This is a genomic window from Streptomyces sp. NPDC012835, assembly GCF_042900885.1.
GTDB lineage: Bacteria > Actinomycetota > Actinomycetes > Streptomycetales > Streptomycetaceae > Streptomyces.
The window spans coordinates 84,602-111,051 of sequence record NZ_JBIBBW010000006.1; the positions used below are offsets into that span (position 1 = coordinate 84,602).

The 26,450-nt window shown below is 71.7% G+C and carries 24 protein-coding genes and 2 tRNA genes; 16 read left to right on the forward strand and 10 right to left on the reverse strand.

Translation table 11 applies throughout. From position 1 onward, the window contains the following. Positions 1-2 precede the first annotated feature (2 nt). On the reverse strand, positions 3-530 hold the full coding sequence (locus tag ACFY6S_RS23855) for an NUDIX hydrolase (RefSeq protein WP_388815250.1): 528 nt from the start codon (positions 528-530) through the stop codon (positions 3-5). Continuing rightward, positions 527-2,002 carry a zinc-dependent metalloprotease gene (locus tag ACFY6S_RS23860; RefSeq protein WP_388815248.1) on the reverse strand — a complete coding sequence of 492 codons (1,476 nt, stop codon included), beginning with the start codon at positions 2,000-2,002 and terminating at the stop codon, positions 527-529. Before ACFY6S_RS23860 ends, ACFY6S_RS23855 begins: the two co-directional genes overlap by 4 nt. 314 nt (positions 2,003-2,316) lie before the next feature. Between ACFY6S_RS23860 and ACFY6S_RS23865 the strand changes: the two genes are divergently transcribed. The 4 genes from ACFY6S_RS23865 (at position 2,317) to ACFY6S_RS23880 (ending at position 5,643) form a co-directional block, all read left to right on the forward strand. Continuing rightward, positions 2,317-3,429, forward strand: a complete 1,113-nt coding sequence (locus ACFY6S_RS23865) for an SDR family oxidoreductase (RefSeq protein ID WP_388815246.1) — start codon at positions 2,317-2,319, stop codon at positions 3,427-3,429. 137 nt (positions 3,430-3,566) lie between these two features. Then, on the forward strand, positions 3,567-4,025 hold the full coding sequence (locus ACFY6S_RS23870; RefSeq protein ID WP_388815244.1) for a molybdenum cofactor biosynthesis protein MoaE: 459 nt from the start codon (positions 3,567-3,569) through the stop codon (positions 4,023-4,025). A 206-nt stretch (positions 4,026-4,231) separates the two neighbouring features. Beyond that, positions 4,232-4,411, forward strand: coding sequence for a hypothetical protein (locus ACFY6S_RS23875; protein WP_388815242.1), 180 nt, complete (start codon positions 4,232-4,234; stop codon positions 4,409-4,411). A 143-nt stretch (positions 4,412-4,554) separates the two neighbouring features. Further along, the gene (locus tag ACFY6S_RS23880; protein ID WP_388815240.1) at positions 4,555-5,643 is read left to right on the forward strand and encodes a PDZ domain-containing protein; all 1,089 of its coding nucleotides are present in this window, start codon (positions 4,555-4,557) and stop codon (positions 5,641-5,643) included. 153 nt (positions 5,644-5,796) lie between these two features. Here ACFY6S_RS23880 and ACFY6S_RS23885 read toward each other — a convergent pair whose 3' ends face one another. Then, positions 5,797-6,360 (reverse strand): PPA1309 family protein, encoded by a 564-nt coding sequence (locus ACFY6S_RS23885; protein ID WP_388815238.1) that lies wholly within the window; start codon positions 6,358-6,360, stop codon positions 5,797-5,799. 169 nt (positions 6,361-6,529) lie between these two features. Between ACFY6S_RS23885 and ACFY6S_RS23890 the strand changes: the two genes are divergently transcribed. From ACFY6S_RS23890 to ACFY6S_RS23905, 4 genes are all read left to right on the forward strand, one after another. Further along, entirely contained in the window at positions 6,530-9,499 is a 2,970-nt protein-coding gene (locus ACFY6S_RS23890; protein ID WP_388817881.1) for a UPF0182 family protein, read from the forward strand. Positions 9,500-9,542: 43 nt separating this feature from the next. Beyond that, a tRNA-Met gene (locus ACFY6S_RS23895) sits at positions 9,543-9,616 on the forward strand. A gap of 194 nt (positions 9,617-9,810) precedes the next feature. Then, positions 9,811-11,931 carry a tetratricopeptide repeat protein gene (locus ACFY6S_RS23900; protein WP_389462592.1) on the forward strand — a complete coding sequence of 707 codons (2,121 nt, stop codon included), beginning with the start codon at positions 9,811-9,813 and terminating at the stop codon, positions 11,929-11,931. 79 nt (positions 11,932-12,010) lie between these two features. Next, positions 12,011-12,084: transfer RNA gene (locus ACFY6S_RS23905), tRNA-Met, on the forward strand. Between the two features lie 161 nt (positions 12,085-12,245). Here the strand turns inward: ACFY6S_RS23905 and ACFY6S_RS23910 are convergent. Beyond that, positions 12,246-12,662 (reverse strand): Fur family transcriptional regulator, encoded by a 417-nt coding sequence (locus ACFY6S_RS23910; protein WP_388815234.1) that lies wholly within the window; start codon positions 12,660-12,662, stop codon positions 12,246-12,248. A gap of 126 nt (positions 12,663-12,788) precedes the next feature. Between ACFY6S_RS23910 and ACFY6S_RS23915 the strand changes: the two genes are divergently transcribed. Next, positions 12,789-14,258: a catalase gene (locus ACFY6S_RS23915; protein ID WP_388815232.1), complete on the forward strand. Its 1,470-nt coding sequence runs from the start codon at positions 12,789-12,791 to the stop codon at positions 14,256-14,258. A 127-nt stretch (positions 14,259-14,385) separates the two neighbouring features. Here ACFY6S_RS23915 and ACFY6S_RS23920 read toward each other — a convergent pair whose 3' ends face one another. Together ACFY6S_RS23920 and hisN are read right to left on the reverse strand one after the other, a co-directional pair. Continuing rightward, positions 14,386-14,805, reverse strand: coding sequence for a cyclic nucleotide-binding/CBS domain-containing protein (locus tag ACFY6S_RS23920; protein ID WP_388815230.1), 420 nt, complete (start codon positions 14,803-14,805; stop codon positions 14,386-14,388). 226 nt (positions 14,806-15,031) lie between these two features. Continuing rightward, entirely contained in the window at positions 15,032-15,832 is an 801-nt protein-coding gene (gene hisN / locus ACFY6S_RS23925) for a histidinol-phosphatase (protein WP_388815228.1), read from the reverse strand. 345 nt (positions 15,833-16,177) lie between these two features. Between hisN and ACFY6S_RS23930 the strand changes: the two genes are divergently transcribed. Further along, positions 16,178-16,819: a TetR/AcrR family transcriptional regulator gene (locus tag ACFY6S_RS23930; RefSeq protein ID WP_388815226.1), complete on the forward strand. Its 642-nt coding sequence runs from the start codon at positions 16,178-16,180 to the stop codon at positions 16,817-16,819. Here the strand turns inward: ACFY6S_RS23930 and ACFY6S_RS23935 are convergent. The 4 genes from ACFY6S_RS23935 to ACFY6S_RS23950 form a co-directional block, all read right to left on the reverse strand. Further along, the gene (locus ACFY6S_RS23935; protein WP_388815224.1) at positions 16,785-17,108 is read right to left on the reverse strand and encodes a DMT family transporter; all 324 of its coding nucleotides are present in this window, start codon (positions 17,106-17,108) and stop codon (positions 16,785-16,787) included. The genes ACFY6S_RS23930 and ACFY6S_RS23935 overlap by 35 nt on opposite strands. Before the next feature lie 117 nt (positions 17,109-17,225). After that, positions 17,226-18,236 (reverse strand): ribosome small subunit-dependent GTPase A, encoded by a 1,011-nt coding sequence (gene rsgA, locus ACFY6S_RS23940; protein WP_329063688.1) that lies wholly within the window; start codon positions 18,234-18,236, stop codon positions 17,226-17,228. 4 nt (positions 18,237-18,240) lie between these two features. Continuing rightward, positions 18,241-19,599 carry a 3-phosphoshikimate 1-carboxyvinyltransferase gene (gene aroA / locus ACFY6S_RS23945; protein WP_388815221.1) on the reverse strand — a complete coding sequence of 453 codons (1,359 nt, stop codon included), beginning with the start codon at positions 19,597-19,599 and terminating at the stop codon, positions 18,241-18,243. An 84-nt stretch (positions 19,600-19,683) separates the two neighbouring features. Then, positions 19,684-20,397 (reverse strand): M50 family metallopeptidase, encoded by a 714-nt coding sequence (locus tag ACFY6S_RS23950; RefSeq protein WP_388817878.1) that lies wholly within the window; start codon positions 20,395-20,397, stop codon positions 19,684-19,686. Between the two features lie 249 nt (positions 20,398-20,646). Here ACFY6S_RS23950 and ACFY6S_RS23955 point away from each other — a divergent pair, with 249 nt between their 5' ends. From ACFY6S_RS23955 to ACFY6S_RS23980, 6 genes are all read left to right on the forward strand, one after another. Next, positions 20,647-21,462 carry an SOS response-associated peptidase gene (locus ACFY6S_RS23955; RefSeq protein WP_388815219.1) on the forward strand — a complete coding sequence of 272 codons (816 nt, stop codon included), beginning with the start codon at positions 20,647-20,649 and terminating at the stop codon, positions 21,460-21,462. A gap of 22 nt (positions 21,463-21,484) precedes the next feature. Beyond that, positions 21,485-22,156: an alpha/beta family hydrolase gene (locus tag ACFY6S_RS23960; protein WP_388815217.1), complete on the forward strand. Its 672-nt coding sequence runs from the start codon at positions 21,485-21,487 to the stop codon at positions 22,154-22,156. A 249-nt stretch (positions 22,157-22,405) separates the two neighbouring features. After that, positions 22,406-23,065 (forward strand): sigma-70 family RNA polymerase sigma factor, encoded by a 660-nt coding sequence (locus ACFY6S_RS23965; RefSeq protein WP_388817876.1) that lies wholly within the window; start codon positions 22,406-22,408, stop codon positions 23,063-23,065. Continuing rightward, positions 23,062-23,457 carry a mycothiol system anti-sigma-R factor gene (gene rsrA / locus ACFY6S_RS23970; protein ID WP_388815215.1) on the forward strand — a complete coding sequence of 132 codons (396 nt, stop codon included), beginning with the start codon at positions 23,062-23,064 and terminating at the stop codon, positions 23,455-23,457. Before ACFY6S_RS23965 ends, rsrA begins: the two co-directional genes overlap by 4 nt. A 137-nt stretch (positions 23,458-23,594) precedes the next feature. Further along, complete coding sequence (locus ACFY6S_RS23975) at positions 23,595-25,055, forward strand: HD-GYP domain-containing protein (RefSeq protein ID WP_388815213.1); 1,461 nt, start codon at positions 23,595-23,597, stop codon at positions 25,053-25,055. Continuing rightward, positions 25,052-26,341 (forward strand): HD-GYP domain-containing protein, encoded by a 1,290-nt coding sequence (locus tag ACFY6S_RS23980; RefSeq protein ID WP_388815211.1) that lies wholly within the window; start codon positions 25,052-25,054, stop codon positions 26,339-26,341. The genes ACFY6S_RS23975 and ACFY6S_RS23980 overlap by 4 nt, the downstream gene beginning before the upstream one ends. Positions 26,342-26,450 lie beyond the last annotated feature (109 nt).

A 26,450-nucleotide genomic window follows, 5' to 3' on the forward strand; every position in this document is an offset into this window, starting at 1 on the left:
GGTCAGCCGGGCAGTGCGGCCCGGGTGCGCTCCAGCAGCCGTACGACCGAGCCGTCGGCCACCCCCGCCACCTCGTCGTAGGAGAACCAGCGCAGGTCGAGCGACTCCTCGCTGATCCTCTCGACCGCCCCGGGCGGCGCCAGCACCGCGTACTGGACATCCAGGTGCCAGTGGCAGGGCGCGGGGATGGGGTGCCGGTCGAGCCGTACGGGCTCCTCACGCAGCGGCCACAGGTCCAGGATCCCCGACTCCTCCATGGCCTCCCGCAGCGCCGCCCGCAGCAGCGTCCTGTCACCGGGCTCGCAGTGGCCGCCCATCTGGAGCCACATACCGAGCTTCTTGTGCAGGGTCAGCAGCACCCGCTCCCGCTCCGGATCGATCACCAGGGCGCTGGCGGTCAGATGCCCGGCCGCGCACGCCTTCCACATGGCGTCCGGGTGGGCCGCCAGATGGTCGAGGTAGAGCCCGCGCAGCTCCGGCTGGTCCTCGTACTCCTTCAGTACGAGGACGGCGTCGTCGTGCAGGCTCATGTGCCGGAGTCGTCCTTGCCGTCGGTGCTGTCCTTGCCGTCGTCCTGCCGGCCGTCGTCCTTGCGGAGATTCGGCCCGCCGCTCGCCGCTTCACCGAGCATCTTGTCCAGCTCGGAGAAGTCCGCCTGCTCGTGGTGGACGAAACCGTCCGGGTCGTCCAGGTCGGAAGCCGTCGGCAGCATGTCCGGGTGCTCCCAGAGCCTGTCCCGGCCGTCGACCCCCCGCGCGTCCGTGAGCGAGGCCCACAGCCGCGAGGCGTCCCGCAGCCGGCGCGGACGCAGCTGAAGGCCGATGAGCGTGGCGAAGGTCTGCTCGGCGGGACCGCCGGACGCCCGCCGCCTGCGCAGCGTCTCGCGCAGCGCGTCGGCTCCCGACAGCCTCGGCTTGGCGGCCTCGTGCACCACCGCGTCCACCCAGCCCTCGACCAGCGCGAGCGCCGTCTCCAGCCGGGCCAGCGCCGCCTTCTGCTCGGGGGTGTCCTCCGGCTGGAACATGCCCTGCTGGAGCGCCTCCTGAAGCTCCTCGGGATGCGCCGGGTCGAACTGCCCGACCACGTCCTCCAGCTTGCTGGTGTCGACCTTGATCCCGCGCGCATAGCCCTCGACCGCGCCGAACATGTGCGACCGCAGCCACGGCACATGGGCGAAAAGCCGCTGGTGGGCGGCCTCGCGCAGCGCCAAGTACAGCCGGATCTCGTCCTTGGGCACCCCGAGGTCCTTGCTGAACGCCTCGATGTTCAGCGGGAGCAGCGCCGCCTTGTTGGCGGGTCCGAGCGGCAGCCCGATGTCGGTGGAGCCGACCACCTCGCCGGCCAGCACGCCCACGGCCTGTCCGATCTGCTGCCCGAACATGGCGCCGCCCATGGAGCGCATCATGCCGATCAGCGGCCCGGCCACGGACTGCATCTCCTCGGGCAGCACCTCGCCCATGGCGGTGCCCACCCGCTCCGCCACCGGGTCGACGAGCTGCTGCCAGGCCGGCAGTGTCGCCTCGACCCATTCGGCGCGGCTCCACGCCACCGCCGTGTTCGCGCCCGAGGGCAGCGAGGTCACGCCGTCCAGCCAGATGTCGGCGAGCCGGACCGCCTCCTCGACGGCGGACCGCTCGGCGGGGCCGATGCTCGCGTCCTTCGTGCCGTCGGGCGTGCCCTGCGAGACCGTCTGGCGGGCGAGCTGCTTCGCCATGTCCCAGTTCACGGGGCCGCCCTCGTAGCTGAGCATCTGGCCCAGCTGCTGGAAGGCCGCCCCCAGGTCGTTGGGGTTCAGCGAACCGAACATCGCGGCGAACGGATTGTCGGCGCCGCCCGGTCCGCCCGCGCCGCCGGGGCCCGGCAGCCCGAATCCTGCGAAGGGGTTGCCGGGACCGCCCTGGCCACCGGCACCCTGACCACCTCCGGCAGAGTCCTTCTTCTTGCCGTCGCCGTCCTCCGGCTCCTCCGGCGGAAGGCCGAATCCGAATGGGGTGTCACTCACGGGGTTCCTCGGCTCGTAGGGCCACCGGCTTCCTGCCGGCGGCGGCTGCCCGACTGCACCACCCAGCCTAAGCGGGACGGGCCGAGCGGGCCTGGCTCGTGGGCCTCGGGCCGTCCGGCGGCTGTGCCCGGACCTGGCCCCCGACCCGTTCCGTCCGCCTGTTTCCCCCGGTTTGACCGGCGGAAACGGCCTCGACACCCCGGTGGCTTCCGGGCTCGATGCTCCGTCGGCGGATCGCCTGCGGCAGGATGGACGTCACCTGGTACGTACGTGTCATTCACGTACGTATTGAAGACAACCGCTGGAGACGCCCGGTGAGTTCCCCAGATCCGCAGGTTCGCGCAGCGCGAAACCGCTCAACCCCGACCCCGTCCCGCGGCCCCGTCGTCGCGGTCACCGGCGCCGCCACCGGCGTGGGTGATCTGCTCACCCGGCGCCTGGCCGCGTCAGAGGAGATCAAGCAGGTCATCGCCTTCGACGAGCGCAGAGGAGAGGTCTCCGAGGCACAGTGGCACGTCCTCGACGTCCGCGACCCGGCCATCGCGGACAAGCTGCGCGGCGCGGACGTGGTGGTGCACCTCGCGCTCGACCTCGACCTGGAGACCGACGCCGCCGCCCGCACCGCCTACAACGTCCGGGGCACGCAGACGGTGCTGACGGCGGCGGCCGCCGCCGGGGTGCACCGGGTGGTGCTCTGCACCTCGGCCATGGTCTACGGCGCGCTGCCGGACAACGACATCCCGCTCTCCGAGGACGCGGAGCTGCGGGCCACCGCCGAGGCCACCGGCGTGGGCGACCTGCTGGAGATCGAACGCCTGGGGCGCCGCGCGCCCCGCGCGCACCCCGGCCTCAATGTGACGGTCGTACGGCCCGCCGTCCTCGTCGGCGGCACGGACACCGCCCTCACCCGCTATTTCGAGTCACCGAGGCTGCTCGTCGTCGCCGGTTCCCGTCCCACCTGGCAGTTCTGCCACATCGAGGACCTGGTCAGCGCGCTGGAGTACGCCGCGCTCGAAAAGGTCGAGGGCGAGTTCGCGGTCGGCTGTGACGGCTGGCTGGAACAGGAGGAGGTCGAGGAGCTGAGCGGCATCCGCCGCATGGAGCTGCCCTCGGCGGTCGCGCTGGGGGCCGCCGCCCGGCTGCACCGCATCGGTCTGACGCCGTCACCCGCCGGGGACCTCGCGTACACGATGCACCCCTGGGTGGTCAGCGTGAGCCGCCTCCACGACGCGGGCTGGCGCCCCCGATGGACCAACGAGGAGGTGCTCGCCGCGCTGCTGGAGGAGGTCGAGGGCCGGCACACCGTCGCGGGCCGCCGGCTCGGACGCAAGGACGCCACAGCGGCGGGCGCGGCGGGGGCGACGGTGGCCCTGCTCGGTACGGCCGCGCTCGTGCGCAGGGCGCGCAAGGCGCGGCGCCGGCTGTAGCGGCCGGTCGGCCGCGGGGCCGCCCGCCCGTCCCTCGGCGGGGGCCGGGGGCCCGTGCCTGCCCGCGCCCGGCTCCGTTCTCCGGGCGGGACGGGCGGGTGTCCGTGCCGCCCGGGCCGTACGGCACGATGGACGGCATGGCGAGCACGCACCCCCATCCGGGCGAACAGGCGGCACAGGATCCCATCCGGCTGCTGGCGATCCGCGACACCCCGCTGAGCGTCGACGAGGTCTTCCGCGCGGTCGGGGACGACGCGGCGGGCGGCATCGCCCTTTTCGTCGGCACGGTGCGCGATCACGACGGGGGCGCGGGTGTCGACGGCCTCGGCTACTCCTGTCATCCGTCGGCGGAGGCCGAGCTGCGCCGGGTCGCGGAGAAGGTCGTCGCCGGTCACGAGGTGCGCGCGCTGGCGGCCGTCCACCGCGTGGGGGATCTGGCCGTCGGTGATCTGGCGGTGGTCGTCGCGGTGTCCTGCGCGCACCGGGGAGAGGCGTTCGAGGCGTGCCGGAGGCTGATCGACGACCTCAAGAGCGAGGTCCCGATCTGGAAGCACCAGAAATTCTCGGACGGCACAGAGGAATGGGTGGGCGCGTAGCGCCTCCGAGAGGGGCGCCGGCCGGGCGACGGCGGGCGGGTAGCGCGTTCGGCGCAATCTGAAGCCGTGTCAGTACCACGACAGCACCCGTACGGCCCGATTTGCGTAACCGCATCCCTGACAGCAGCGTTGGTTCAGCAAATGGTTAATCTGCTGATCGGTCAGGTGGAGACCGCAGCGGACACTCATTGAGTCAGGAGTTCGGTATGGCTGCACTTGCCTGGTTGCTGATTCCGCTTTTCGCCGTCATCGGCGCGGCGATATGGGGGAGCTGGGCGTCGAGAGACCGCACCACCGGGGACATAGCCGAGCTGAACGGCTATGCCCGGTTCCGTGACGCGATGGAGAAGGCGGTTCCGGGGACTCCCGGGTCGGATCCCGTCTGACGCCTCCGTGTCGGCACGCCTTCGTACCTTCGTGCCTGTGCGTCACCGTGTCACCGGACGAGGCCGCCGCGCCCCCTGCCGCGCGGCCCCGTACGGACCGGCCCCCAAGGCGCACTGACAGACCCTTCCCGTACTGTCGTTCCATGCCACGCCGCACCGCGACGATGCTCGCCTCCACGCTCCTCCTCATCGCGCTGCTCTGCGCGGGAGTGCTGATCAAAGTCCCGTACGCGGAGATGAGCCCCGGTCCGACGGTGAACACCCTCGGTGACGCCGGTGGCGAGCCGGTGTTGCAGATCTCCGATCGCAAGACCTACCCGACCTCGGGCCATCTCAATATGACGACGGTCAGAGTCACCGGGGCGGACTACAACATGAATATCGCGGAAGCGGTCTACGGCTGGCTGGCGCACGACAATATCGTCGTACCGCACGACACCCTCTATCCGGACGGCAAGACGGAAGAGCAGTCGACGCAGGAGAACGCCGAGGAGTTCAGCCAGTCCCAGGAGAGCGCCAAGGTCGCGGCTCTGCGGCAGCTCGGGATTCCGGTCTCCTCGCGCACCATCGTCGCCTCCGTGCTCAAGAACAGCCCCGCCGAAGGCACGCTGCACGCCGGAGACGTGATCACGGCCGTGGACGGCGAGACGGTGAAGGCTCCGGCGGATGTCGCGAAGCTCGTGACCAAGCACGAGCCCGGCGAGGACGTCGTGTTCACCATCGTCCCCGCCAAGGAGGCGAAGGCGGCGGAGAAGGCACGCAAGGAGCCCACCGCCACCGAGAAGGTCACGATCACCACCAAGAAGTCCGACGAGGGCGACCGCGCCGTGGTCGGCATCCAGGCCGGCACGGACCACACGTTCCCGTTCACCGTCGACATCAAGCTGGCCGATGTGGGCGGACCGAGCGCCGGGCTGATGTTCGCCCTCGGCATCGTCGACAAGCTCTCCCCCGGTTCTCTCACGGGCGGCAAGTTCGTCGCGGGTACGGGCACGATCGACGACGACGGCAAGGTCGGCCCCATCGGCGGCATCGGCATGAAGCTGGTCGGCGCGCGCAAGGCGGGGGCCCAGTACTTCCTCACCCCGGACCAGAACTGCGCCACGGCCGCCTCGGACATCCCGGCCGGGCTGACGCTGGTGAAGGTGAAGACCCTCGCGGACGCCAAGAAGTCCCTGGACAGGATCAGCGCGGGGAAGACGACCGGCCTGCCGAGCTGCTCGGCGAGCTAGCCGACCGGAAGCGCCCACGGGGCGGGAGAAGCGCCGGAGCGGTGCGGGCCCGAGCGGTACGGGCACCCGAGCGGCAGAAGCGCCTGAGCGCCCGGCAGGAGCCCCCTGGCCCGCGCCCCGCGGGAGCGCGGACGCGGGCCCGGGGGCCGGGGGTCATGACTCGAAGGTGGCGGCGAGCGCCTCGGCCAGTCCGGGGACCAGCCCCGCGCCGGTGAGGACCTCGTTCGGCGAGTCCTTCTCGCGCAGCCGCAGCGCCGACTCCCGGGCGCCGTCACGCAGCACGGCGACCGTCATCCGTACCTCCTGGCGCTCCGGGTGGGCCGAGACCCATGTGGCGAGGGCGGCCTCGTCGAGACCGTCCGGTACGGACGCCTCCGCCGACGGCGGCAGCATGAGCCGCTCGACGGTCATCGCGCAGCCTGCCACCGCCCCGGGCCAGGCGATGGTGCCGAGGAACTCGTCCAGCGGGGTGCCGGCCGGGATCTCGTCCTGCTCGACGGGGGTGAACGGCGCGACGGCTCCGTCGTCACTGTCGAGCCCGAGCTGGGCCGCCAGCTCCGGCTCGTCGGCGCGCAGCCGCGTGGTGTCGACGAGCGCGAACAGCCGGGCGGGCTGATCCCAGCCGAGCCCCGAGGCGTACTCGTCGATTTCGAGCACCGCACGGGTCAGCGGGCTCGCGGCCATGGGTGTGCCTGATGAGGGGGAAACATTGGACATGGCCAATATCCTGCCTCCTTCGGACCCGGATGCGGGAACTAGGTAAAGCCTCAGTAAGTTGCATGAGTGGGCTCTACGATCGCGGGGCCCGTTGCCTACACCGCATGACCCGCATGACCCGCTGAATCACACGACCGCGAACTTTGAGGTGCGCACGTTGGCTTTCCAGATGCCGGACCGCGGCGGAGGCCCGACAGGGCCACGGATCAGAGTGGGCCGGCCATCCCGTCGGGCCCGGACCCTGCTCATGACTTTGGGCGTGCTGGCCGTGCTGGCCATGCTGTTCATCATGTTCGCGGGGTTCTGGACCGACTGGCTCTGGTACCGCTCGGTCAAGTACTCATCGGTGTTCACCACCACGCTCTGGACCAAGATCGGTCTGTTCGCGGTCTTCGGGCTGCTGATGGCCGCTGCCGTCGGGGTGAACATCTGGCTGGCGCACCGGCTCAGGCCGCCGCTGAGCGCGATGTCCATGGAGCAGCAGAACCTCGACCGCTACCGGATGGGGATCGCCCCGTACAAGAAGTGGGTGCTGCTGGCGATCACCGCCCTGATCGGGCTGATCGCCGGGGCCTCCGCCGCCGGCCAGTGGCGCACCTGGCTGATGTGGGTGAACGGGGTGCCCTTCGGGCAGAAGGACCCCCAGTTCAAGATGGACGTGTCGTTCTACGCGTTCGATCTGCCCTGGTACCGCTTCCTGCTGGCCTTCGGCTTCGCGGCGGCCGTGCTGTCGCTGATCGCCGCGGCTGTGACCCACTATCTGTACGGCGGGCTGCGCGTCACCAGCCCGGGTGCGCGTGCGACGGCCGCGGCCACCGGCCACCTCTCGGTGCTGCTGGGGGTCTTCGTCTCCTTCAAGGCCGTGGCGTACTGGCTCGACCGGTACGGCCTGGCCGTGAAGTCCAGCGACTTCAAGGCGGCGGGCAACTGGACCGGTCTGCGGTACGTGGACGCCAACGCCTATCTCCCGGCCAAGACGATCCTCTTCTGCATCGCCGTCATCTGCGCGCTGCTGTTCTTCGCGACGCTCTGGCGCCGCACCTGGCAGCTGCCGATGATCGGCTTCGGTCTGATGGTGCTCTCGGCGATCCTCATCGGCGGTCTGTACCCCGGGATCGTGCAGAAGTTCCAGGTCCAGCCGAACGAGCAGGCCAAGGAAGCGCCGTACATCAAGAAGAACATCGACGCCACGCGTGAGGCGTACGGCATCGACACCGCCGATGTGCAGGACTACGGCGGCAAGGGCGACCCGGCCAAGAAGACCGAGCAGCGCAAGGCCGCCGACTCGGCCGCCAGCTACCGGCTGGTCGACCCCAATGTGGTCTCGCCCGCGTTCCAGCAGCTTCAGCAGGAGCGCAAGTACTACCAGTTCCCCGCCACGCTGGACGTCGACCGGTACAAGGACGCCGACGGAAAGCCGCAGGACACGGTGGTCGGTCTGCGCGAGCTGAACATCACCGGTATCCCGAAGCGCAACTGGATCAACGACCACTTCACCTACACGCACGGGTACGGCCTGATCGCCTCGAAGGGCACCAACACGGTGACCGACGAGAACGAGGGCACCGTCGGCGCTCCCGACTTCACGGAGTCCGGCCTGCCGACGTCCGGGAACATCGGCGGCAAGTACGAGCAGCGCATCTACTACGGCGAGAAGACCGAGCAGTACTCGATCGTGGGCGGTCCGCAGAAGGAGCTCGACTACGAGAAGAACGGCGAGCGGACGACGAGCTACAAGGGGAAGAGCGGCGTCGACCTCTCCAACCCGCTGAACCGCGCGGCGTACGCCGTGGCGTTCAGTGAGCCGCAGATGCTCTACTCGGGCGCCATCGGCGACGGTTCGCGGATTCTCTACAACCGCACGCCCAAGGAGCGCGTCGAGGCCGTCGCGCCGTGGCTGACCATCGACGGCGACGCCTACCCGGCGGTGGTCGACGGACGTATCCAGTGGATCGTCGACACGTACACGACGACCAACGGCTACCCGTACGCCTCGCGTACCACGCTGGGCGACACGACCGCCGACTCGCTGACCGACAGCCAGCGCGCGGTCGTCGCCCAGCAGAACCAGGTCAACTACATCCGCAACTCGGTGAAGGCGACCGTCGACGCCTACGACGGCACCGTCAAGCTCTACCAGTGGGACACCGAGGACCCGGTCCTCAAGACCTGGATGAAGGCGTTCCCCGGCACGGTGCAGCCCAAGAGCGCCATCGACTCCGACCTGATGGACCATCTGCGCTACCCGCAGGACATGTTCAAGGTGCAGCGCGAACTGCTGACCCGCTACCACGTCACGGACGCCGCGCAGTTCTACAGCGGCAGTGACGCGTGGCAGGTGCCGGACGACCCGACCACCAAGGAGAGCAACTCCGTCCCGCCGTACTACCTCAGCCTGAAGATGCCCGGGCAGGACCAGCAGAAGTTCTCCCTGACGACCACCTTCACGCCCAACGGGCGCCCCAACCTGGGGGCGTTCATGGCGGTGGACGCGGACGCCACCAGCGGTGACTACGGCAAGATCAGAGTCCTGAGAGTGACCTCCACCGTCCAGGGTCCGCAGCAGGTGCAGAGTGAGCTGAACGGTGTGCCGGAGGTCGCCGAGTTCGTCAGGAACCTGAGAGGCACCGACTCGGACATCGAGTACGGCAACCTGCTGACGGTGCCGCTCGACGGGGGCTTCCTGTACATCGAGCCGGTGTACGCGCGAGGCGGCAGCGCCAACTATCCGCTGCTGAAGAAGGTGGCCGTCTCCTACGGAGGCAAGCCGGTCTTCAAGGACAGCCTGCCGGAGGCGCTGAACGCGGTGTTCGGTTCCGAGGGCACCGAGGAGCCGACGAAGCCGCCCACCGGGGACACCACCAAACCGCCGGCCACCGGCGGCAAGGCGCTCCAACAGGCCATCGCGGACGCCCAGAAGGCGTACGAGGAGGGTGAGACAGCGCTCCAGAAGCAGGACTGGACGGCCTACGGCAAGGCCCAGAAGGACCTTCAGGACGCCCTCCAGCGGGCCGCTGACGCCGACTCCGGCGGCAGCTCCGGCTCGGGTTCCGGCTCGGGCTCGAAAGCTGACTCGGGAGCTGACTCGGACTCCGCGTCGGGCTCCGACTCGGGCTCAGGAGGCGGCGACAGCAGCTGAGCAGGGCTCCACCCCGCGCCGTGGTACGGTTGGGACACAACGGCGCGGGGTGGAGCAGCTCGGTAGCTCGCTGGGCTCATAACCCAGAGGTCGCAGGTTCAAATCCTGTCCCCGCTACTCGAAGGCAAGGGCCCGGATCCTTAAAGGATCCGGGCCCTTGCCATGCGTCGGACGCGAACCGAGTTTCGGGGCGGGCGAGTTGGGCACCCGGGTGTTTGACTTGTCTCTCTGTGGGCATGTCGACAAAACGCTGAAGTGACCTTGACGGGTCGCGGTACGCCAGCTGTACGCGGGTGGCAGGTGGTGCGACGATGGAAAATATGGGGGATAGGGCAACTCTGTTGGAGACAGGGCGGTTTGTGCGGCGACAGGAAGAGGGCGCTGACAGCGCTGCCGGCACCTCCGGCACCGAGGACTCCGCCGACGCCGAGGCGCGCCACCGGCGTGCCGCCGACGCTGGCGACACCGCGTCGATGAGTGTCCTCGGCGCACTGCTGCTGCGCCGGGGCGAGCTGGACGCCGCCGAGCCCTACCTCCGGGCGGCCACCGCCGAGGGCGAGCGGGCCGCCGCCAACAACCTCGGCGTTCTCCTGTACCAGCGCGGCTATGTGGACGAGGCGTCCGGCTGGTGGCGTATCGCCGCCGTCGCCGGATCCGCGCCGGCCGCCCACGCGCTGGGCCGTCACTACCGGGAGCGGGGCGACGAGCCCGCCGCCGAGTACTGGCTGCGCCAGTCCGCCGAGCAGGGCCACGCCCTCGGCGCCTACGCCCTCGCCGACCTGCTGGAGCACCGCAGCGATGTGGGTGCCGAGCGCTGGCTGCGCGCCGCCGCCGAGCAGGGGCACCGGGAGGCGGCGTACCGGCTGGCCCGCTCCCTGGAGCGGCGGGCCCGCGAGACGGCGCGCTCCGGCGCCGACGTGGTCTACAGCAGCGGTACGGGACCGCCCACCTCGGGCCGTATCCGGCTGGGCGCGCATCCGGTCCGCCCCATGGACACCGGTACGGGCCTGCGCGGCGGCACGGCGTTCGGGACCGGCACGGGCACCGGCTTCCCCGCGGGTACGGGGGACGGCTTCCGTACCGGCACGGGCTTCCCCACGGGCACCGGGCGCGGCTTCCGTACCGGCGCCGGCTTCGACACGGGTACGGGGAGCGGCTTCGGCACCGGCGTCAGGACGGGGGCGGGAGGGGCCCCGGCGGCCGGTGCGGCCTCCGGGGCCGCGCTGATCGCCGAAGCCACCCAGTGGTACCGCCAGGCCGCCGCGCGGGGCCACCGCAGGGCGGCGCTGCACCTCGGCGCGATCCTGGAGAAGCGGGGCGAGCTGAAGGAGGCCGGCCGCTGGTACCTGTCCTCCGCCAGGGACGGCGAGTCGCGGGCCGCCTGCGCCCTCGGCTTCCTGCTGCGCGACGCGGGCGACGAGGAGAGTGCCGCCGTCTGGTGGCTGCGCGCCGCGCAGGAGGGCGACGGGAACGCCGCCAACGCACTCGGCGCGCTGCACGCGGCGCGCGGCGAGCAGCAGACCGCCGAGCGCTGGTACCGGGCCGCGATGGACGCGGGTGACGTCAACGGCGCGTACAACCTCGGGCTGCTCTGCGCCGCCCAGGACCGTACGGTCCAGGCCGAGCAGTGGTACCGCCGCGCCGCCTACGCGGGGCACCGGGAGGCGGCCAACGCCCTCGCCGTTCTGCTGCTCCAGGCCGACGACCCGACGGGCGCCGAGCCCTGGTTCTCCAAGGCGGCGGAGGCGGGCAGCGTGGACGCCGCCTTCAACCTGGGGATTCTGTACGCGGGACGTGACGACGACGCCTCGGCCCTGGTCTGGTACGAGCGGGCCGCCGCGGCCGGTCACACCGAGGCGGCGCTCCAGGTCGGCATCGCCTGCCTGCGCGACGGCGACGACCGGTCGGCCGAGCGCTATCTGCGCTGCGCGGCGGGCGGCGGCAGCGCCGAGGCGGCGTTCCGGCTGGCGACCGTACTCGACTCGCGCCAGCCGCCGCCGGGACCGCCCGCGCTCGGTGAGCCGCACACGGCGAAGAGCGAGTGCGAGCAGTGGTACGAGCGCGCCGCCGAGCAGGGGCACCGCCGTGCCCAGGTGCGGGTCGGCATGCTGGCCGCAGCGCGCGGGGACAACGGCGGCGCCGCCCGCTGGTACCGGGAGGCCGCCGAGGCGGGCAGCCGCAGCGGCGCCTTCAACCTCGGGCTGCTGCTCGCGCGTGAGGGCGGGGAGCGGGAGGCCGCCCTGTGGTGGACCCGGGCCGCTCAGGCCGGTCACGGCAGGGCCGCGCTGCGACTGGCGCTGCTCGCCGCCCGCAGGGGCGAGCTGACCGAGGGCCAGCGCTGGTGCGCGCGCGCCGTGGAGCTGGGGCCCGCCGAGGTCTCGGAGCGGGCGGCCCGGCTGCGCGAGGCGCTGCACCAGGAGCTGACGGCCTGACCGCGCGACCGGCCTTCCTCCGGCCGTCGACATCGGATTTGCGCTGGTCGGCGGCGCGACGTAATGTTGCGTTCAGCGGCGCGGGGTGGAGCAGCTCGGTAGCTCGCTGGGCTCATAACCCAGAGGTCGCAGGTTCAAATCCTGTCCCCGCTACTGAAACCGAAGGCCCGGATCTCGTCAGAGATCCGGGCCTTCGGCATGTGCACGTCCGTCGTCCCGTCGGCATGGACGGAAGGACGGACGAAGGGAACGCGGGGTGCGCCGCAGCGAGCCGCGCCGGCGCACCCGGGCGGAGTGTCCTCCGGGAGAACCGTTTACGCGGAGGCGCAGTTGGGGCAGGTGCCCCGGTAGGTCATCTCGACGCCCGACACCGTGAAGCCGAAGCGCTCGCTCTCGGGCAGATCCGCCAGCGGGTCGCCCCCGGGGTGGACATCGCGGATCGCGCCGCACCGGGCGCAGACCAGGTGGTGGTGCGGGCGGTGCGCGTTCGGGTCGTACCGCTTGGCGCGGCGGTCCGTGGAGACCTCGATGACCTCGCCGAGCGTGACCATCTCACCCAGGGTGTTGTAGACGGTCGCCCGGGAGATCTCCGGAAGTCTGGCGACGGCGCGCGCGTGCACCTCGTCGGCCGTCAGATGGACGTGGTCCCCGTCGAGGACCTCGGCCACCACGCGCCGCTGAGACGTCATGCGCCAGCCGCGTCCGCGAAGTCGTTCCAACAGGTCACTCATGGGCTCAGCCTAACAGTGAGGGGACCCAGGTCCCGAATCAGTGCGACTTTGGATGTTTGCTTGACTTGGACTTAGTCCATTGTAGGATCGAGACCGGCAATCGCCAAGGGACAGGGACTGCAGTAAATGACGCAGGAGGCGCACGTGACGCAGGGACCGCTCACCACGGAGGCCGGAGCGCCGGTCGCCGACAATCAGAACAGCGAGACCGCGGGCGTCGGTGGTCCCGTTCTGGTCCAGGACCAGGCGCTGCTGGAGAAGCTGGCGCACTTCAACCGTGAGCGCATCCCGGAGCGCATCGTGCACGCCCGGGGCGCCGGCGCGTACGGCACCTTCACGCTGACGCGTGACGTCTCCCAGTGGACCCGCGCGAAGTTCCTCTCCGAGGTCGGCAAGCAGACCGAGACCTTCCTGCGCTTCTCCACGGTGGCGGGCAACCTCGGCTCGGCCGACGCGGTGCGTGACCCCCGCGGCTTCGCGCTGAAGTTCTACACCGAGGAGGGCAACTACGACCTCGTCGGCAACAACACCCCGGTGTTCTTCATCAAGGACGCCATCAAGTTCCCCGACTTCATCCACACCCAGAAGCGCGACCCGTACACCGGCTCGCAGGAGGCGGACAACGTCTGGGACTTCTGGGGTCTGTCGCCCGAGTCCACCCACCAGGTGACCTGGCTGTTCAGCGACCGCGGCATCCCGGCGACGCTGCGCCACATGAACGGGTACGGATCGCACACGTACCAGTGGAACAACGAGGCCGGCGAGGTCTTCTGGGTCAAGTACCACTTCAAGACCGACCAGGGGATCAAGAACCTCACCCAGGCCGAGGCCGACAAGCTCGCCGGTGAGGACGCCGACTCCCACCAGCGCGATCTGCGCGAGTCCATCGAGCGCGGTGACTTCCCGTCCTGGACGGTGCAGATCCAGGTCATGCCCGCGGCCGACGCGGCGACCTACCGCTTCAACCCGTTCGACCTGACCAAGGTCTGGCCGCACGCGGACTACCCGCCGATCGAGATCGGCAAGCTGGAGCTGAACCGCAACCCGGAGAACATCTTCGCCGAGGTCGAGCAGTCGATCTTCTCCCCGGCGCACTTCGTGCCCGGCATCGGCCCGTCCCCGGACAAGATGCTCCAGGGCCGTCTCTTCGCCTACGGCGACGCCCACCGCTACCGCGTCGGCATCAACGCCGACCACCTTCCGGTGAACCGTCCGCACGCCACCGAGGCCCGGACGAACAGCCGGGACGGCTTCCTGTACGACGGCCGTCACAAGGGTGCGAAGAACTACGAGCCGAACAGCTTCGGCGGGCCCTTCCAGACGGACCGGCCGCTGTGGCAGTCCGTCCCGGTCACGGGCGGCACGGGCAACCACGAGGCGCCGAGCCACGCCGAGGACAACGACTTCGTGCAGGCGGGCAACCTCTACCGCCTGCTCTCCGAGGACGAGAAGGCCCGGCTGGTCGACAACCTCGCCGGGTTCATCTCGAAGGTGTCGCGGGACGACATCGCCGAGCGCGCGGTGAACAACTTCCGCCAGGCGGACGGTGACTTCGGCAAGCGGCTGGAGGCCGCCGTTCAGGCCCTGCGCGGCTGACGGTCCTGCCGAGGCGGAAGGGGCCGGGTCCTTGACGGGGTCCGGTCCCTTCCGCCGTTCGCGCCCGGCCTCGCGCGGGGCCGTGCCGAACCGGCCCCCCGGCGGCGGGGCGCGCCCCGCCGGGCGCTCAGGCGCCCGCCGGTACGGCGTCCTCCCGCCGGGCCGGTGCCCGCCGGACGGGCGCCCAGCAGCGGATGATGTCGCGTACGGAGACGATGCCGACGGGCTCCCGCTCGTCGAGCACGATCAGATGCCGGAAGCCGCCGTTCGACATGGCGGCCGCGGCCTCCTCCAGCGTCCAGGCCGGCGCCGCGAAGACCACGGCGTTGGTGGTGTGGGAACAGGCCGTCTCCGTGTCGGGGCTCTGGCCCGCACCGAGCGAGTTGAGGATGTCCCGCTCGGTGAGGATGCCGATGCCGCAGTGGTCGGTGTCGAGGACGACGGCGGCGCCGACGCGGCGCGCCGACATCAGCCGGGCCGCCTGGCGGAGGGTGTGGGTGGGGCCGATGGTCAGGACCACCGAACTCATGGCGTCACGGACGAGCATGGGGTGGAGCCACCTCCTAGGTGAACCGCTCGCGAAGCGGGTGAGGGGTTTCGAGAAACGATTCACAAGTTCACAAGTGGGGGGACTCTCAGAGTGACACTGTCGAGCGCCGTCAGCAAGGGTCGCTGGGAGCGAGCACGGGGCGTGCGCGAATCCGACAAACGCCCCGGCCGCCGCACGTGACCCACGGGCACGGCCGGGTCCGGCCGCGCGGCACCCCGTTAGGTCAGTAGCGCTGGTTCAGATACCCGAGCAGCTCCTCGTGGAGCACCCCGTTCGACGCCGCCGCGTTGCCGCTGTGCGGACCGGGGCGCCCGTCGAGGCCGGTGAAGGTGCCGCCCGCCTCCTGGACGACGATCGCGGGCGCCGCCATGTCCCACAGCGACAGCTCGGGCTCGGCGCAGATGTCCACCGAACCCTCGGCGACCATCATGTACGGCCAGAAATCGCCGTACCCCCGGGTGCGCCAGCAGGCCCGGGTCAGATCCAGGAAGCCGTCGAGCCGCCCCTGCTCCTCCCAGCCGGTCAGCGAGGAGTACGCGAACGACGCGTCCTGGACCCGCGAGACGTTCGAGACGCGCAACGGGCTCGCCGAGGTCAGGCTGCGCCCCGTGTACGCGCCGCCGCCCTTCGCCGCCCACCAGCGCCGGCCGAGCGCCGGCGCCGAGACCACGCCGACGACCGGCTCGTAACCGCCCTCGGCGCTCACCATCAGCGAGATCAGCGTCGCCCAGACCGGCACACCGCGGACGTAGTTCTTGGTGCCGTCGATGGGGTCGACGACCCAGCGGCGCGGCCCCGTCCCCTCGACCCCGTACTCCTCGCCCAGGATCGCGTCGCGCGGCCGGGCCCGCTTGAGATGGCTCCGGATCAGCTCCTCGGCCGCCTTGTCGGCCTCGCTCACCGGGGTCATGTCCGGCTTGGTCTCGACCTTGAGGTCCAGCGCCTTGAAACGGTCCATGGTCACGGCGTCGGCGGCGTCCGCCAGGACATGGGCGAGACGCAGGTCATCGTGGTAATCGGGCATGGGCGTCACAGTATCCACCGGGCGCCGCGCCCGGCCACGAGGTCCGCTCCGTGGGCACCGCGCGATCCGGCGTGAAGTCGCCGCCGGTCTTGACAGACAGCGACGACCCGTCAACTCTGAGCGCGTATTCGAGCCCGGCCGGCACCGACAGCACTCGCACGGATGACCCGGCGCCGACGACGTGACGGCGACCGGCGAGGTGACGCCGAACGCCCGAACCTCTGCACGCCGACGCGCCACGCGAAGCCCGCACACCGACGCGTCACCGACCACCGACCACCGCCACCGACCACCGACCACCGCCAAAGATCCGAGCCCCAGAGCCGAACCGTCCCGGAGACAACGATGCCTTCAGCGCGCGAAGCCCTGCTCGACGCCGCCTTCTCGGCCCTCGCCGAGGCGCCCTGGTCCACGGTCAGGATGGTCGACGTGGCGTCGGCCGCCGGTCTCTCCAGGCAGACCCTGTACAACGAATTCGGCAGCAAGGACGGCCTGGCCCGCGCGCTGCTGCGCCGCGAGGCCGACCGCTATCTGCACGGTGTGGAACGGTTGCTGCAAGAGCGCGCGGACCCCGCCGACCGGCTGGTGGCCGTCGCCGAGTGGACCGTCGGCGAGGCCGTGGCCCGGCCGCTGCTGCGCGCGCTGCTGACCGGCTGCTGGGGGTCGTGGCTGCCCGCGCCCCGTCCCGTCCGGCCCACCGCCACCCCGTCCGCCGTCCCGGCCCAGCGCCGCGCCGACGCCGGACCGCCCGCCGCCACGGAGCTGGTGGCGCTGGTACGGGACAGATCGGCGGCGGCGCTCGACCGCAGCCGGATGGATCAGGGCCGCGCCGAACTGCTGCACCGCTGCGAGCTGGCCGTACGCCTCGCGCTGGCCCACCTCGTCGCGCCCGGCGGGGACTCCGTGGGGCCGCTGGTCCGTACCGCCGTCACCGCGGTGCCGTCCGCGCTGCTCAGTGCGCCGAGCCCGAGAGCTGAAGCCCGATGACGCCGACGATCACCAGCGAGATGGAGATGAGTTTGAGTACGGACACGATGTCGCCGAGGAAGATCATTCCGTAGATCGCGGTGCCCGCCGCGCCGATACCCGTCCAGACCGCGTACGCGGGACCCACGTCGAGCTTGCGCAGCGCCAGCGTCAGCAGCCCGAAGCTGCCGAGCGCGAAGGCCGCGAAGGCGATCGTCGGCCACAGCCGGGTGAAACCGTGGGAGAGCTTGAGACAGACGGCGAAACCCGTCTCCAGGATTCCGGCGACCACAACCAGCAGCCACGCCATCGTCAAGGGCCTCCCCGCGTCAGTGGCCCCCGGTCCGGCTCGTCCGGCTCCAAGGGCTGGTCCCGCCTGGTGTGATTATGGCCTTACCGGAGCGGAATGACCGTGAAGGTACGCCGGTCAGTCGCCCTCGCGTCGCTCCCGGGTGGCGAGCAGCCGCCGCAGCGAGTAGAGCCGGGCCGGTTCGGCGTGGCCCTCGGCGACCCACGCGTCGAGCGCGCAGTCCGGCTCGTCGTGGCTGCACGCGCGGGGGCAGCCCTCCGTGCCCGGCACCAGGTCGGGAAAGGCGAGGATGACCCGGGACGGATCGACGTGGTGCAGCCCGAAGGAGCGGATACCGGGCGTGTCGATCACCCAGCCCTCCGCCTTCGCCAGCGGCAGCGCGAGCGCCGAGGTGGTCGTGTGCCGGCCCCGTCCCGTCACCGCGTTGACGCTCCCGGTGATGCGGTGCCGGTCGTCCGGCACGAGCGCGTTGACCAGGGTCGTCTTGCCGACGCCCGAGTGGCCGACGAAGGCCGTGACCCGGCCGTCCAGATACTCCCGCACGAGATCCGCCGCGTGCCCGCTCACCAGCTCGTCGCGGCGGGTGACGACATAGCGGATGCCCAGCGTCCGGTACGTCTCCAGCAGTTCGTCCGCCGACGCCAGGTCCGACTTGGTCAGCACCAGCAGCGGCTCCAGCCCCGCGTCGAACGCCGCGACCAGGCAGCGGTCGATCAGCCGGGGGCGCGGCTCGGGGTCGGCGAGCGCCGTGACGATCGCCAGCTGGTCGGCGTTGGCGACGACCACGCGCTCGTACGGATCGTCGTCGTCCGCCGTGCGCCGGAGCACCGAGCGGCGCTTCTCGATCCGTACGATCCGCGCCAGCGTGTCCTTCTTGCCGGACAGATCGCCGACGAGGAAGACCTGATCGCCCACCACCGCGGCCTTGCGGCCCAGCTCGCGCGCCTTCATCGCGAGGACGACCCGGTCGTCGACGAGACAGGTCAGCCGGCCCCGGTCGACGGTGAGGACCATGCCCTCCGCCGCGTCCTCGTGCTTGGGCCTGATGTTCGTACGCGGGCGGTTGCCCTTGGGGTTGGGACGGGTACGGATGTCGTCCTCGTCCGGGTTCTTGCCGTAGCGCCGCATCGCGTCAGGCTCCCGATCCCGCTCCCGCGAGCATGTCCGTCCACATCCGCGGGAAATCGGGCAGGGTCTTCGCGGTCGTGGCGACGTTCTCGATCTCCACCCCCTTCACCACCAGGCCGATGATCGAACCGGCCGTGGCCATGCGGTGGTCCTCGTACGTGTGGAACACGCCGCCGTGCAGCGGGCGCGGGCGGATGTGCAGGCCGTCGGCGGTCTCGGTGACATCACCGCCCAGCTCGTTGATCTCCTTGGTGAGCGCGGCCAGCCGGTCGGTCTCGTGCAGCCGCAGATGGGCGACGCCGCGCAGGGTCGAGGGCGAGTCCGCGAGCGCGGCGACGGCGGCGATCCCGGGCGTCAGCTCCCCGACCTCGCTCAGATCGAGGTCGACTCCGTGGATCCGCCCGGTGCCCGTGAAGGTGAGGCTGGTGGACTCGGCGGTCTCGGTGAACTCGCAGACACCGCCCATCGCGGTGAAGATCTCGCGCAGCGCGTCCCCCGGCTGCGTGGTCCTGACCGGCCAGTCGGGGACGGTCACCCGGCCGCCGGTGACCAGCGCCGCCGCCAGGAACGGCTGGGCGTTGGAGAGATCGGGCTCCACGGTCAGATCGCGGCCGAGCAGCGCGCCGCTGGAGACCCGCCAGACATTGGGCTCACCGCCGGTCTCCGGCTCGTCCACCTGGGCGCCGACCCCGCGCAGCATGTCGACCGTCATCCGGATGTGCGGCAGGGAGGGCAGTACGGAGCCGATGTGCCGTACCTCCACGCCCTGGTTGAAGCGGGCGCCCGACAGCAGCAGCGCCGAGACGAACTGGGAGGACGCGGAGGCGTCGATCTCGACCGGGCCGCCGTCCAGCGCGCCACCGCCGTGCACGGTCAGCGGGAGGGACCCGCGGCCGTCGTCGTCGATCCGGGCGCCGAGGACCCGCAGCGCGTCGATGACGCTGTGCAGCGGACGTTCGTAGGAGCGCGGGTCGCCCTCGAACCGCACCGGGCCGTCCGCCAGCGTCGCCACGGGCGGCAGGAAGCGCATCACCGTACCGGCGTTGCCGACGTCGACCGTGACCGGGCCGTGCAGCCCCGAGGGGATCACCCGCCACGCCTCGCCCGTGGTGGCGTCGCCGGTGGAGCTGGAGGAGACGGTCTCCTCGATGCCGACGCCCATGGCCCGCAGCGCCTCGGCCATCAGCAGGGTGTCGCGCGAGCGCAGCGGGCGGCGCAGCCAGCCGGGCTCGGCGGCCAGCGCGGCGAGGACCAGACCGCGGTTGGTGACCGATTTGGATCCGGGCACGGTGACCGTCGCTTCGACGGCCCCGCTCGCGTAGGGGGCGGGCCAGAGGGCGGGGTGCGTGGAGCTTTCGGTCATGGCCAACACTTTAGTGGTTCCCGACGGGCCCTGATCCTGATCAAATGCCCTGAAACCGGGGCGTAATCAGAGGGTGATAGGGCACTACACGTCCAGCAGCCAGCGCCCGCCGCCGATGAGCGAGCAGAGCGAGACGGCGTGGAAGAACAGCAGCCACACCAGCGGCGGTGTGTGCGTCAGCCGGCCCAGCTGGTCCGCGTCCGAGTCCCCGGCGCCGCCCCGGCCGCGCTTGGACTGGAGCTCGAACGCCGGGCGTACGCCTCCCAGCAGCAGGAACCACACGGCGGTGTACGCGAACGCCGACTGGATCTCGGGACCGGTCAGCCACGAGATGAGCAGGAACGCCGCCCCCGTCACGATCACGGTGAGGGCGCCGTACGCGTTGCGGATCATCACCAGCATCGCCAGCAGCAGCGCCGTGGCCAGCCACAGCAGCAGGGTGATGTGGTGCGCGGAGAGCAGCCACGCCCCGCCGAGCCCCAGCAGGGGCGGCGCGGTGTAGCCGGCCGCCGCCGTGAGGATCATGCCGATCCCGGTGGGCCTGCCCCGGCTCACGGTCAGCCCCGAGGTGTCCGAGTGCAGCCGGATACCGTCCAGCCGGCGCCCGGAGACCAGGGCTATGAGCCCGTGGCCGCCCTCGTGCGCGATGGTGATCGCGTTGCGGGTCAGCCGCCAGAGCGCGTGCGGTACGACGGCGACGAGCGCGACGGCCGCCGTCACGATCACCAGCCACCGGTCGGGCGCGGGCTGATCGCCGAAGACGCGATCCCAGAGATCGCCGAGCGAGGCGGGGTCGATGCTGGCCATTTCTCCGGGGCTCCTCAACTGGGGATGCGTCGTGGCAGTCTGGCACTCGTACGCGGTACGGGTGAAAGACGCCCACCCGCGGCCGGCCGTTCCCGGGGGGCGCGGACGCACAGGCGGTCCACACGCGGCATCGGCAGGTACGCGCCGACCGGTGCCCCTCGCGGGAACCCCGGCCTCCCGGACTCCTGGTCCACGCCCCGGAACAGTAGGATTGCCGGGGTACGAAGGGGGCCGGAACAGATGTGCGGACGGTACGCGGCGAGCCGGCGGCCCGAGGATCTTCAAGGGGTCTTCGGGATCGAGAAGTGGGAGCCGGCCGAGACCCTCGCCCCCGACTGGAACGTGGCGCCCACCAAAGAGGTCTACGCCGTGCTGGAGCGCCCTCTCAAAGAGGCGCCCGATCGCCGGCCGGTCCGGCAGCTGCGGCGGCTCCGGTGGGGGCTGGTGCCCTCCTGGGCGAAGACCCCCGAGGGCGCGGCCCGGATGTTCAACGCACGGTCGGAGACCGTGCACGAGAAGCCCTCGTTCCGGCGGGCGTTCGCCGCGCGGCGCTGCATCCTGCCGGCCGACGGGTACTACGAGTGGGCCACCGGCTCCGAGGAACGGCAGCTGGAGGAAGAGGGCAAGAAGAAGCGGTCGCGCAAGCAGCCGTACTTCGTCACCCCCGCCGACGGCTCGGTGATGGCCCTGGCCGGTGTGTACGAGTTCTGGCGCGACCCCACGCTGCCGCCCGACCACCCGGCCGCCTGGTGGGCGACCTGCTCGGTGCTCACCACCGAGGCGGAGACCGCGCCGCTCGCGGTGGCCCCGGCCGAGGGGCCCGGGGCGCTCGCCGACATCCACCCCCGGATGCCGCTGATGCTGACCCCGGACCGCTGGGACGCCTGGCTCGACCCGGCCCGTACCGACCCGGACGAGCTGCGGAGCCTGCTCGCGCCGCCGCCCGCCGGGCTGATGCGGGCGTACCCCGTGGCGACGGCCGTCAGCAATGTCCGCAACAACGGGCCCGAACTGCCGGCGGAACTGGCCGCGCCCGAGGAGAGCACGCTCTTCTGAGGATCCACCGCCGGGCGGCAGGATGGGCCGGGTGACCACAGACACCCAGACCGTCGACACCCCCGCCGGGGAGGCCCGGATCACCTGGCACCGCGCCCGGCGCCCCCGTCTCGTCCTCGCCCTCGGGCACGGCGCCGGCGGCGGCATCGAGGCCCGCGACCTGGCCGCGCTGGCCGGTGCGCTGCCCGCGCTCGGCGTCACCGTCGCCCTGGTGGAGCAGCCCTGGCGGGTGGCCGGCAGGAAGGTGGCGCCCGCGCCGAAGACCCTGGACACCGGCTGGCGGGCGCTCTGGCCCGCGCTGGCCGGTTCCGGGCCGCCGGTCGTCGCGGGCGGGCGCAGCGCCGGGGCGCGCGTGGCCTGCCGCACGGCGCGTGAGCTGGGCGCCCGCGCCGTGCTCGCGCTCAGCTTCCCGCTGCACCCGCCGGGCAGGCCGGAGAAGTCCCGGAGCGCCGAGCTGCTGACGGCCGGCGTCCCGGCCCTCGTCGTGCAGGGCGGGAACGACCCGTTCGGGAAGCCCGCCGAGTTCCCGGCCCCGGACGCCGCGTCCGGGGACGTGCCGTACGAGCTGGTCGAGGTCCCGTACGGCGACCACGGGTTCGCCGTGCCGAAGCGGGCGCCGTCGACGGGGGACGAGGCGCTGGAGCTGATCACCCGGTCGGTGGCGGCCTGGCTGGGCGGCCTCCGGGAATGTTGAGCAAGGTGTCTCTGTTGTCAAGGGCACAGCCGGTACATCGCGCATCGAGAGGGAGTCCGTCGTATGGGTTCGACCATCTGCCCGCGCCGCTCAGAAGCCACTGACCTGGAGTGGACGGTGCTTTCCGCCGCCAAGACCGGCGCCGGCCGGACGGCCGGAGGAGCGGACCGACAGGCCCCGTCGCGACAAGGTCGACTATTCTCCGATTCGAGTGGGTCCGCATTCGGTCCCGCCACAGCGTTGGAGGAGGTGGGTCCGGTCACAGGGACCGACGGAACGACCGACGACGGCCGGATCGAGGAGACCACCGCTGAGCGCAACGCCCGGTTCGAGCGGGACGCGCTGGGCTACCTCGATCAGATGTACTCGGCCGCGCTGCGCATGACGCGCAATCCGGCCGACGCCGAGGACCTCGTGCAGGAGACCTATGCCAAGGCGTACGCCTCCTTCCACCAGTTCCGCGAAGGAACGAACCTCAAGGCGTGGATGTACCGCATCCTCACCAACACATTCATCAACTCGTATCGCAAGAAGCAGCGTGAGCCCCAGCGCAGCGCCGCCGAGGAGATCGAGGACTGGCAGCTGGCGCGCGCCGAGTCGCACATGTCGACCGGGCTGCGCTCCGCCGAGTCCCAGGCCCTCGACCACCTTCCGGACTCGGATGTGAAGTCCGCGCTCCAGGCGATTCCCGAAGAGTTCCGCATCGCCGTGTATCTCGCGGACGTCGAGGGCTTTGCCTACAAGGAGATCGCGGACATCATGGGGACACCCATCGGTACGGTGATGTCGCGACTCCACCGCGGCCGCCGCCAACTGCGCGGCATGCTGGAGGACTACGCCCGTGACCGCGGGCTCGTGCCGGCGGGTGTCGGAGAGCCGTCGGATGATCGGAAAGGTTCGGACTCATGAGCTGCGGAGAGCCGCATGAGACGGATTGCGCCGAGGTTCTCGACCACCTCTACGAGTTCCTCGACCACGAAATGCCCGACAGCGACTGCACCAAGTTCGAGGTGCACTTCGAGGAGTGCTCCCCGTGCCTGGAGAAGTACGGCCTTGAGCGGGCCGTGAAGAAGCTGGTCAAGCGGTGCTGCGGATCGGACGACGTACCGGCCGACCTGCGCTCCAAGGTCATGGGCAGAATCGATTTGATCAGGTCGGGTCAGGCCGTGCCGGAGCACGATGTGACCTCCACCGCCACGCACGGGACGACGACCGCGGAGCGCGGGACGGCGGGGCGCGGGACGACGGGCCACGAGGTGTCCTCGGCGGGCGTGGACCTGCCGGGCCTGGCCAAGGAATAAGCGCGACGCATCCGCACGTACAGCCGCACGGCACCAAAATCACTCGAAGGTGCTAATCCCCCTCATTCGGCCGATCGCGGCCCCCCAACTCGCTAGCCTGACCGTCTGTTCGGGCCGGGCGAGGGGGGTGGGGACGCGTGAGGGTCATACCGGGTGCGGGACGCGCGTACATCCTGTGCGTCGCGCTCTGCGCGGCGGCCTGCGCCTATCCCGCACCGGGCGCCGGCACCCCGTGGCGGGCGACCGCCCTGCTGGCCGCCGTCTACGCCTTCTGTGAGCTGCCCGCCCGCTGCCGCCTCCTCGGCCGGTCGGTGAGCGGCTCCGTACCGGTCGCCGCCGGGTCGTTCTTCCCCGTGCTCATCGCCGCCGCCCTGCTGCTGCCGCCCGCCGCCGCCGCGCTGGTGGCCGTGCCGGGCGCGCTGTGCGGCAAGGTCGAGCGGAAGCCGAGGACCGCGCGGCGGATCTGGCGCGCGGCGCAGCTCGCCGTGGCGACCTGGGCGGCCTCGCGGGCCCAGGTGGTCCTCGGCGGTCCCGTCGCGCTCGGCGGCGGCGGGTACGGGCTCACCGTGCCCGACTTCCCGTACGTCCTGCTGCCCGCCGGCGCCGCGGCCCTCGCCTTCTGCCTGGTGCTGTGCGCCCTGGACGGCGGCATCCTCCTCACCGCCGAGCGGCTGCCCGCGCGCACCGCCTGGCGCGGGCTGCTGTCCCGCTCGCTCGCCCCGCACGGCGCCCACGGGCTGGCCGGGCTGATGATGGCCGTCCTGTGGCGCAGCCCGTACGGCCCGGCCTCGGCGCTGCTCGTCCTGCTGCCCATGTACATCTCCTGCTGGGTCTTCGCCCAGTACCACCGCGAGCGCGCCGCCCACCAGGCCACCATCAGGGCGCTCGTGCAGGCCGTCGACATCAAGGACACCTACACCCGGGGGCACAGCGAGCGGGTCGGGCACGCCTCCGTGCTGATCGCCCAGGAGATGGGCATGGAACAGGAACGGATCGAGATGCTCCGCTTCGCCGGAATCCTGCACGACGTCGGCAAGCTCGGCGTCCCCACCCGGGTGCTGCGCAAGGACGGGCCGCTGACCCCCGAGGAACGCCGGGTGATCGAGCTGCACCCGGAGTACGGACACGAGATGGTGCGCGGCATCGGGTTCCTCGGCGAGGCCCGCTCGGCGATCCTGCACCACCACGAGCGCCTCGACGGCAGCGGCTATCCGTACGGGCTCGCCGGGGACCGCATCCCCGAGTTCGCGCGGGTGGTGGCCGTGGCCGACGCGTTCGACGCGATGACGTCGACCCGCTCGTACCGGCGCGGACGGCCCGTGCCCGCCGCCGTCGCGGAGCTGGAGCGGTGCGCGGGCACGCAGTTCGACCCCGAGATGGTGCGGGCGCTGGTGTGCGCCCTGGACCGGCACGGCTGGCGCACGGCGGTCACGGCGGACGAGACCCGGGCGCCCGCCCAGCGCCAGGCGCCCGCACCGGAGTCGGCCCCGCTCCCCGACCCGCCTCCTGGGCGCCGGCCCGCGACCGCCGGGCGCGGAAACGTCCCTCCTGCCAGGACCGGCGCACCGGGCCAGGCGCCCCGGAGCGGTCACCGATGACGGCGGCCGTCGTCGGGACCGCCGCCGGGCGCCGCCACCCCGTCTCCCCGACCGTCCTCGGCGTGTACGGCGCGGCCGGGCTGCTGACCCTCGCCGGGCTCGGCTCCACCCTCTGGAACGGGCTCGCCGAGCCCCGGATCGCCCTCGCCTTCGGCGTGCTCGTCGCCGTCGGTGAACTGGCCCGCTGGGGCGCGGTCCCCGGCGAGCGCGAACCCGCCCCGCTCGCCGCCGCCGGGGCCCTCGGCTACGCGCTGCTGGGCGAGAACGCCGGACAGCAGACCCACCACGGCGTCCTCCAGACCGTCACCGTCGTCCTGGCGGCGGCCCTCGCCGGGGCCGTCCCGCACGTCGCCAGGGGAGCGGGACCGGCCCTGGACCACCTGGTCAGACGCACCCTCACCACCGGATTCGCGGCCGTCTGCTTCCAGCCGCTGTACAACGCGGACGAGCTGCGCCACCAGTTCGGCTCCGGCCCCGGCTACGCGCTGCTGCTCCTGCTGCTGCTCGCGCTCACCGCGCTCTGCGACGCCGTACTGACCGCCCTGATCCTGCGGGCCCGCACCCACCACCCCTTCGGGCCCCTGCTGCGCGACGAACTGCGGGCGCTGCTGCACATCGGCTCCGCGGTCTGCGCGACCGGAGCGGTCATCGCGCTCGGCGTCGCGGTCGCGGGGCTGTGGGCGCTGCCGGTCTTCTGCGTACCGCTGCTGCTCACCCAGCTCTCCTTCCGCCGGTACGCCGCCGTCCGCACCACCTACCGGCAGACCATCGCCTCCCTCGCGCGCGCCACCGAGATCGCCGGATACACCTCGCCCGGCCACGCCCACCGCGTCGCCGAGCTGAGCTGCGCCGTGGGGCGCGAGCTGGGGCTCTCCGGGCGCGAGCTGACCGTTCTGGAGTACGCCGCCCTCATGCACGACATCGGCCAGCTCTCCCTGGTGGACCCGGTCCCCGAGGGCGCCACGGCCCTGCTGCCGATGGCCGAGCAGCGGCGCATCGCCCTGCTCGGCGGCGCGGTGGTACGGCAGACCGGGGTGCCGTCCGCCGTCGCGACCGTCGTGGAGCGGCAGGCCGATCCGTACCGGGAGCAGCCGCTGTCCGCCCGGATCGTTCGCGCCGTCAACGCGTACGACGACCTGGTCGGGGAATGTGCCAGTGCGAGCGGACCGCTCAGGGCTCTGGAGCGGCTGCGCCTCGCTACGGCGTACGACTACCAGCCCGAGGTGGTGGAATCCCTGGCGCGCGTCCTGTCCAGGAGCCGCTCGGTGCCTGGTCGGAAGGGGTAACCGATGGGTAATGAGCGGGCGCCCGACCGAGCATGGTTGGATGCGAAGCAGCGGGTGTCGAAGAAGTCGAGGAAAAAGGTGTCCGGGGGCACTGACCCGAGCGACCGGC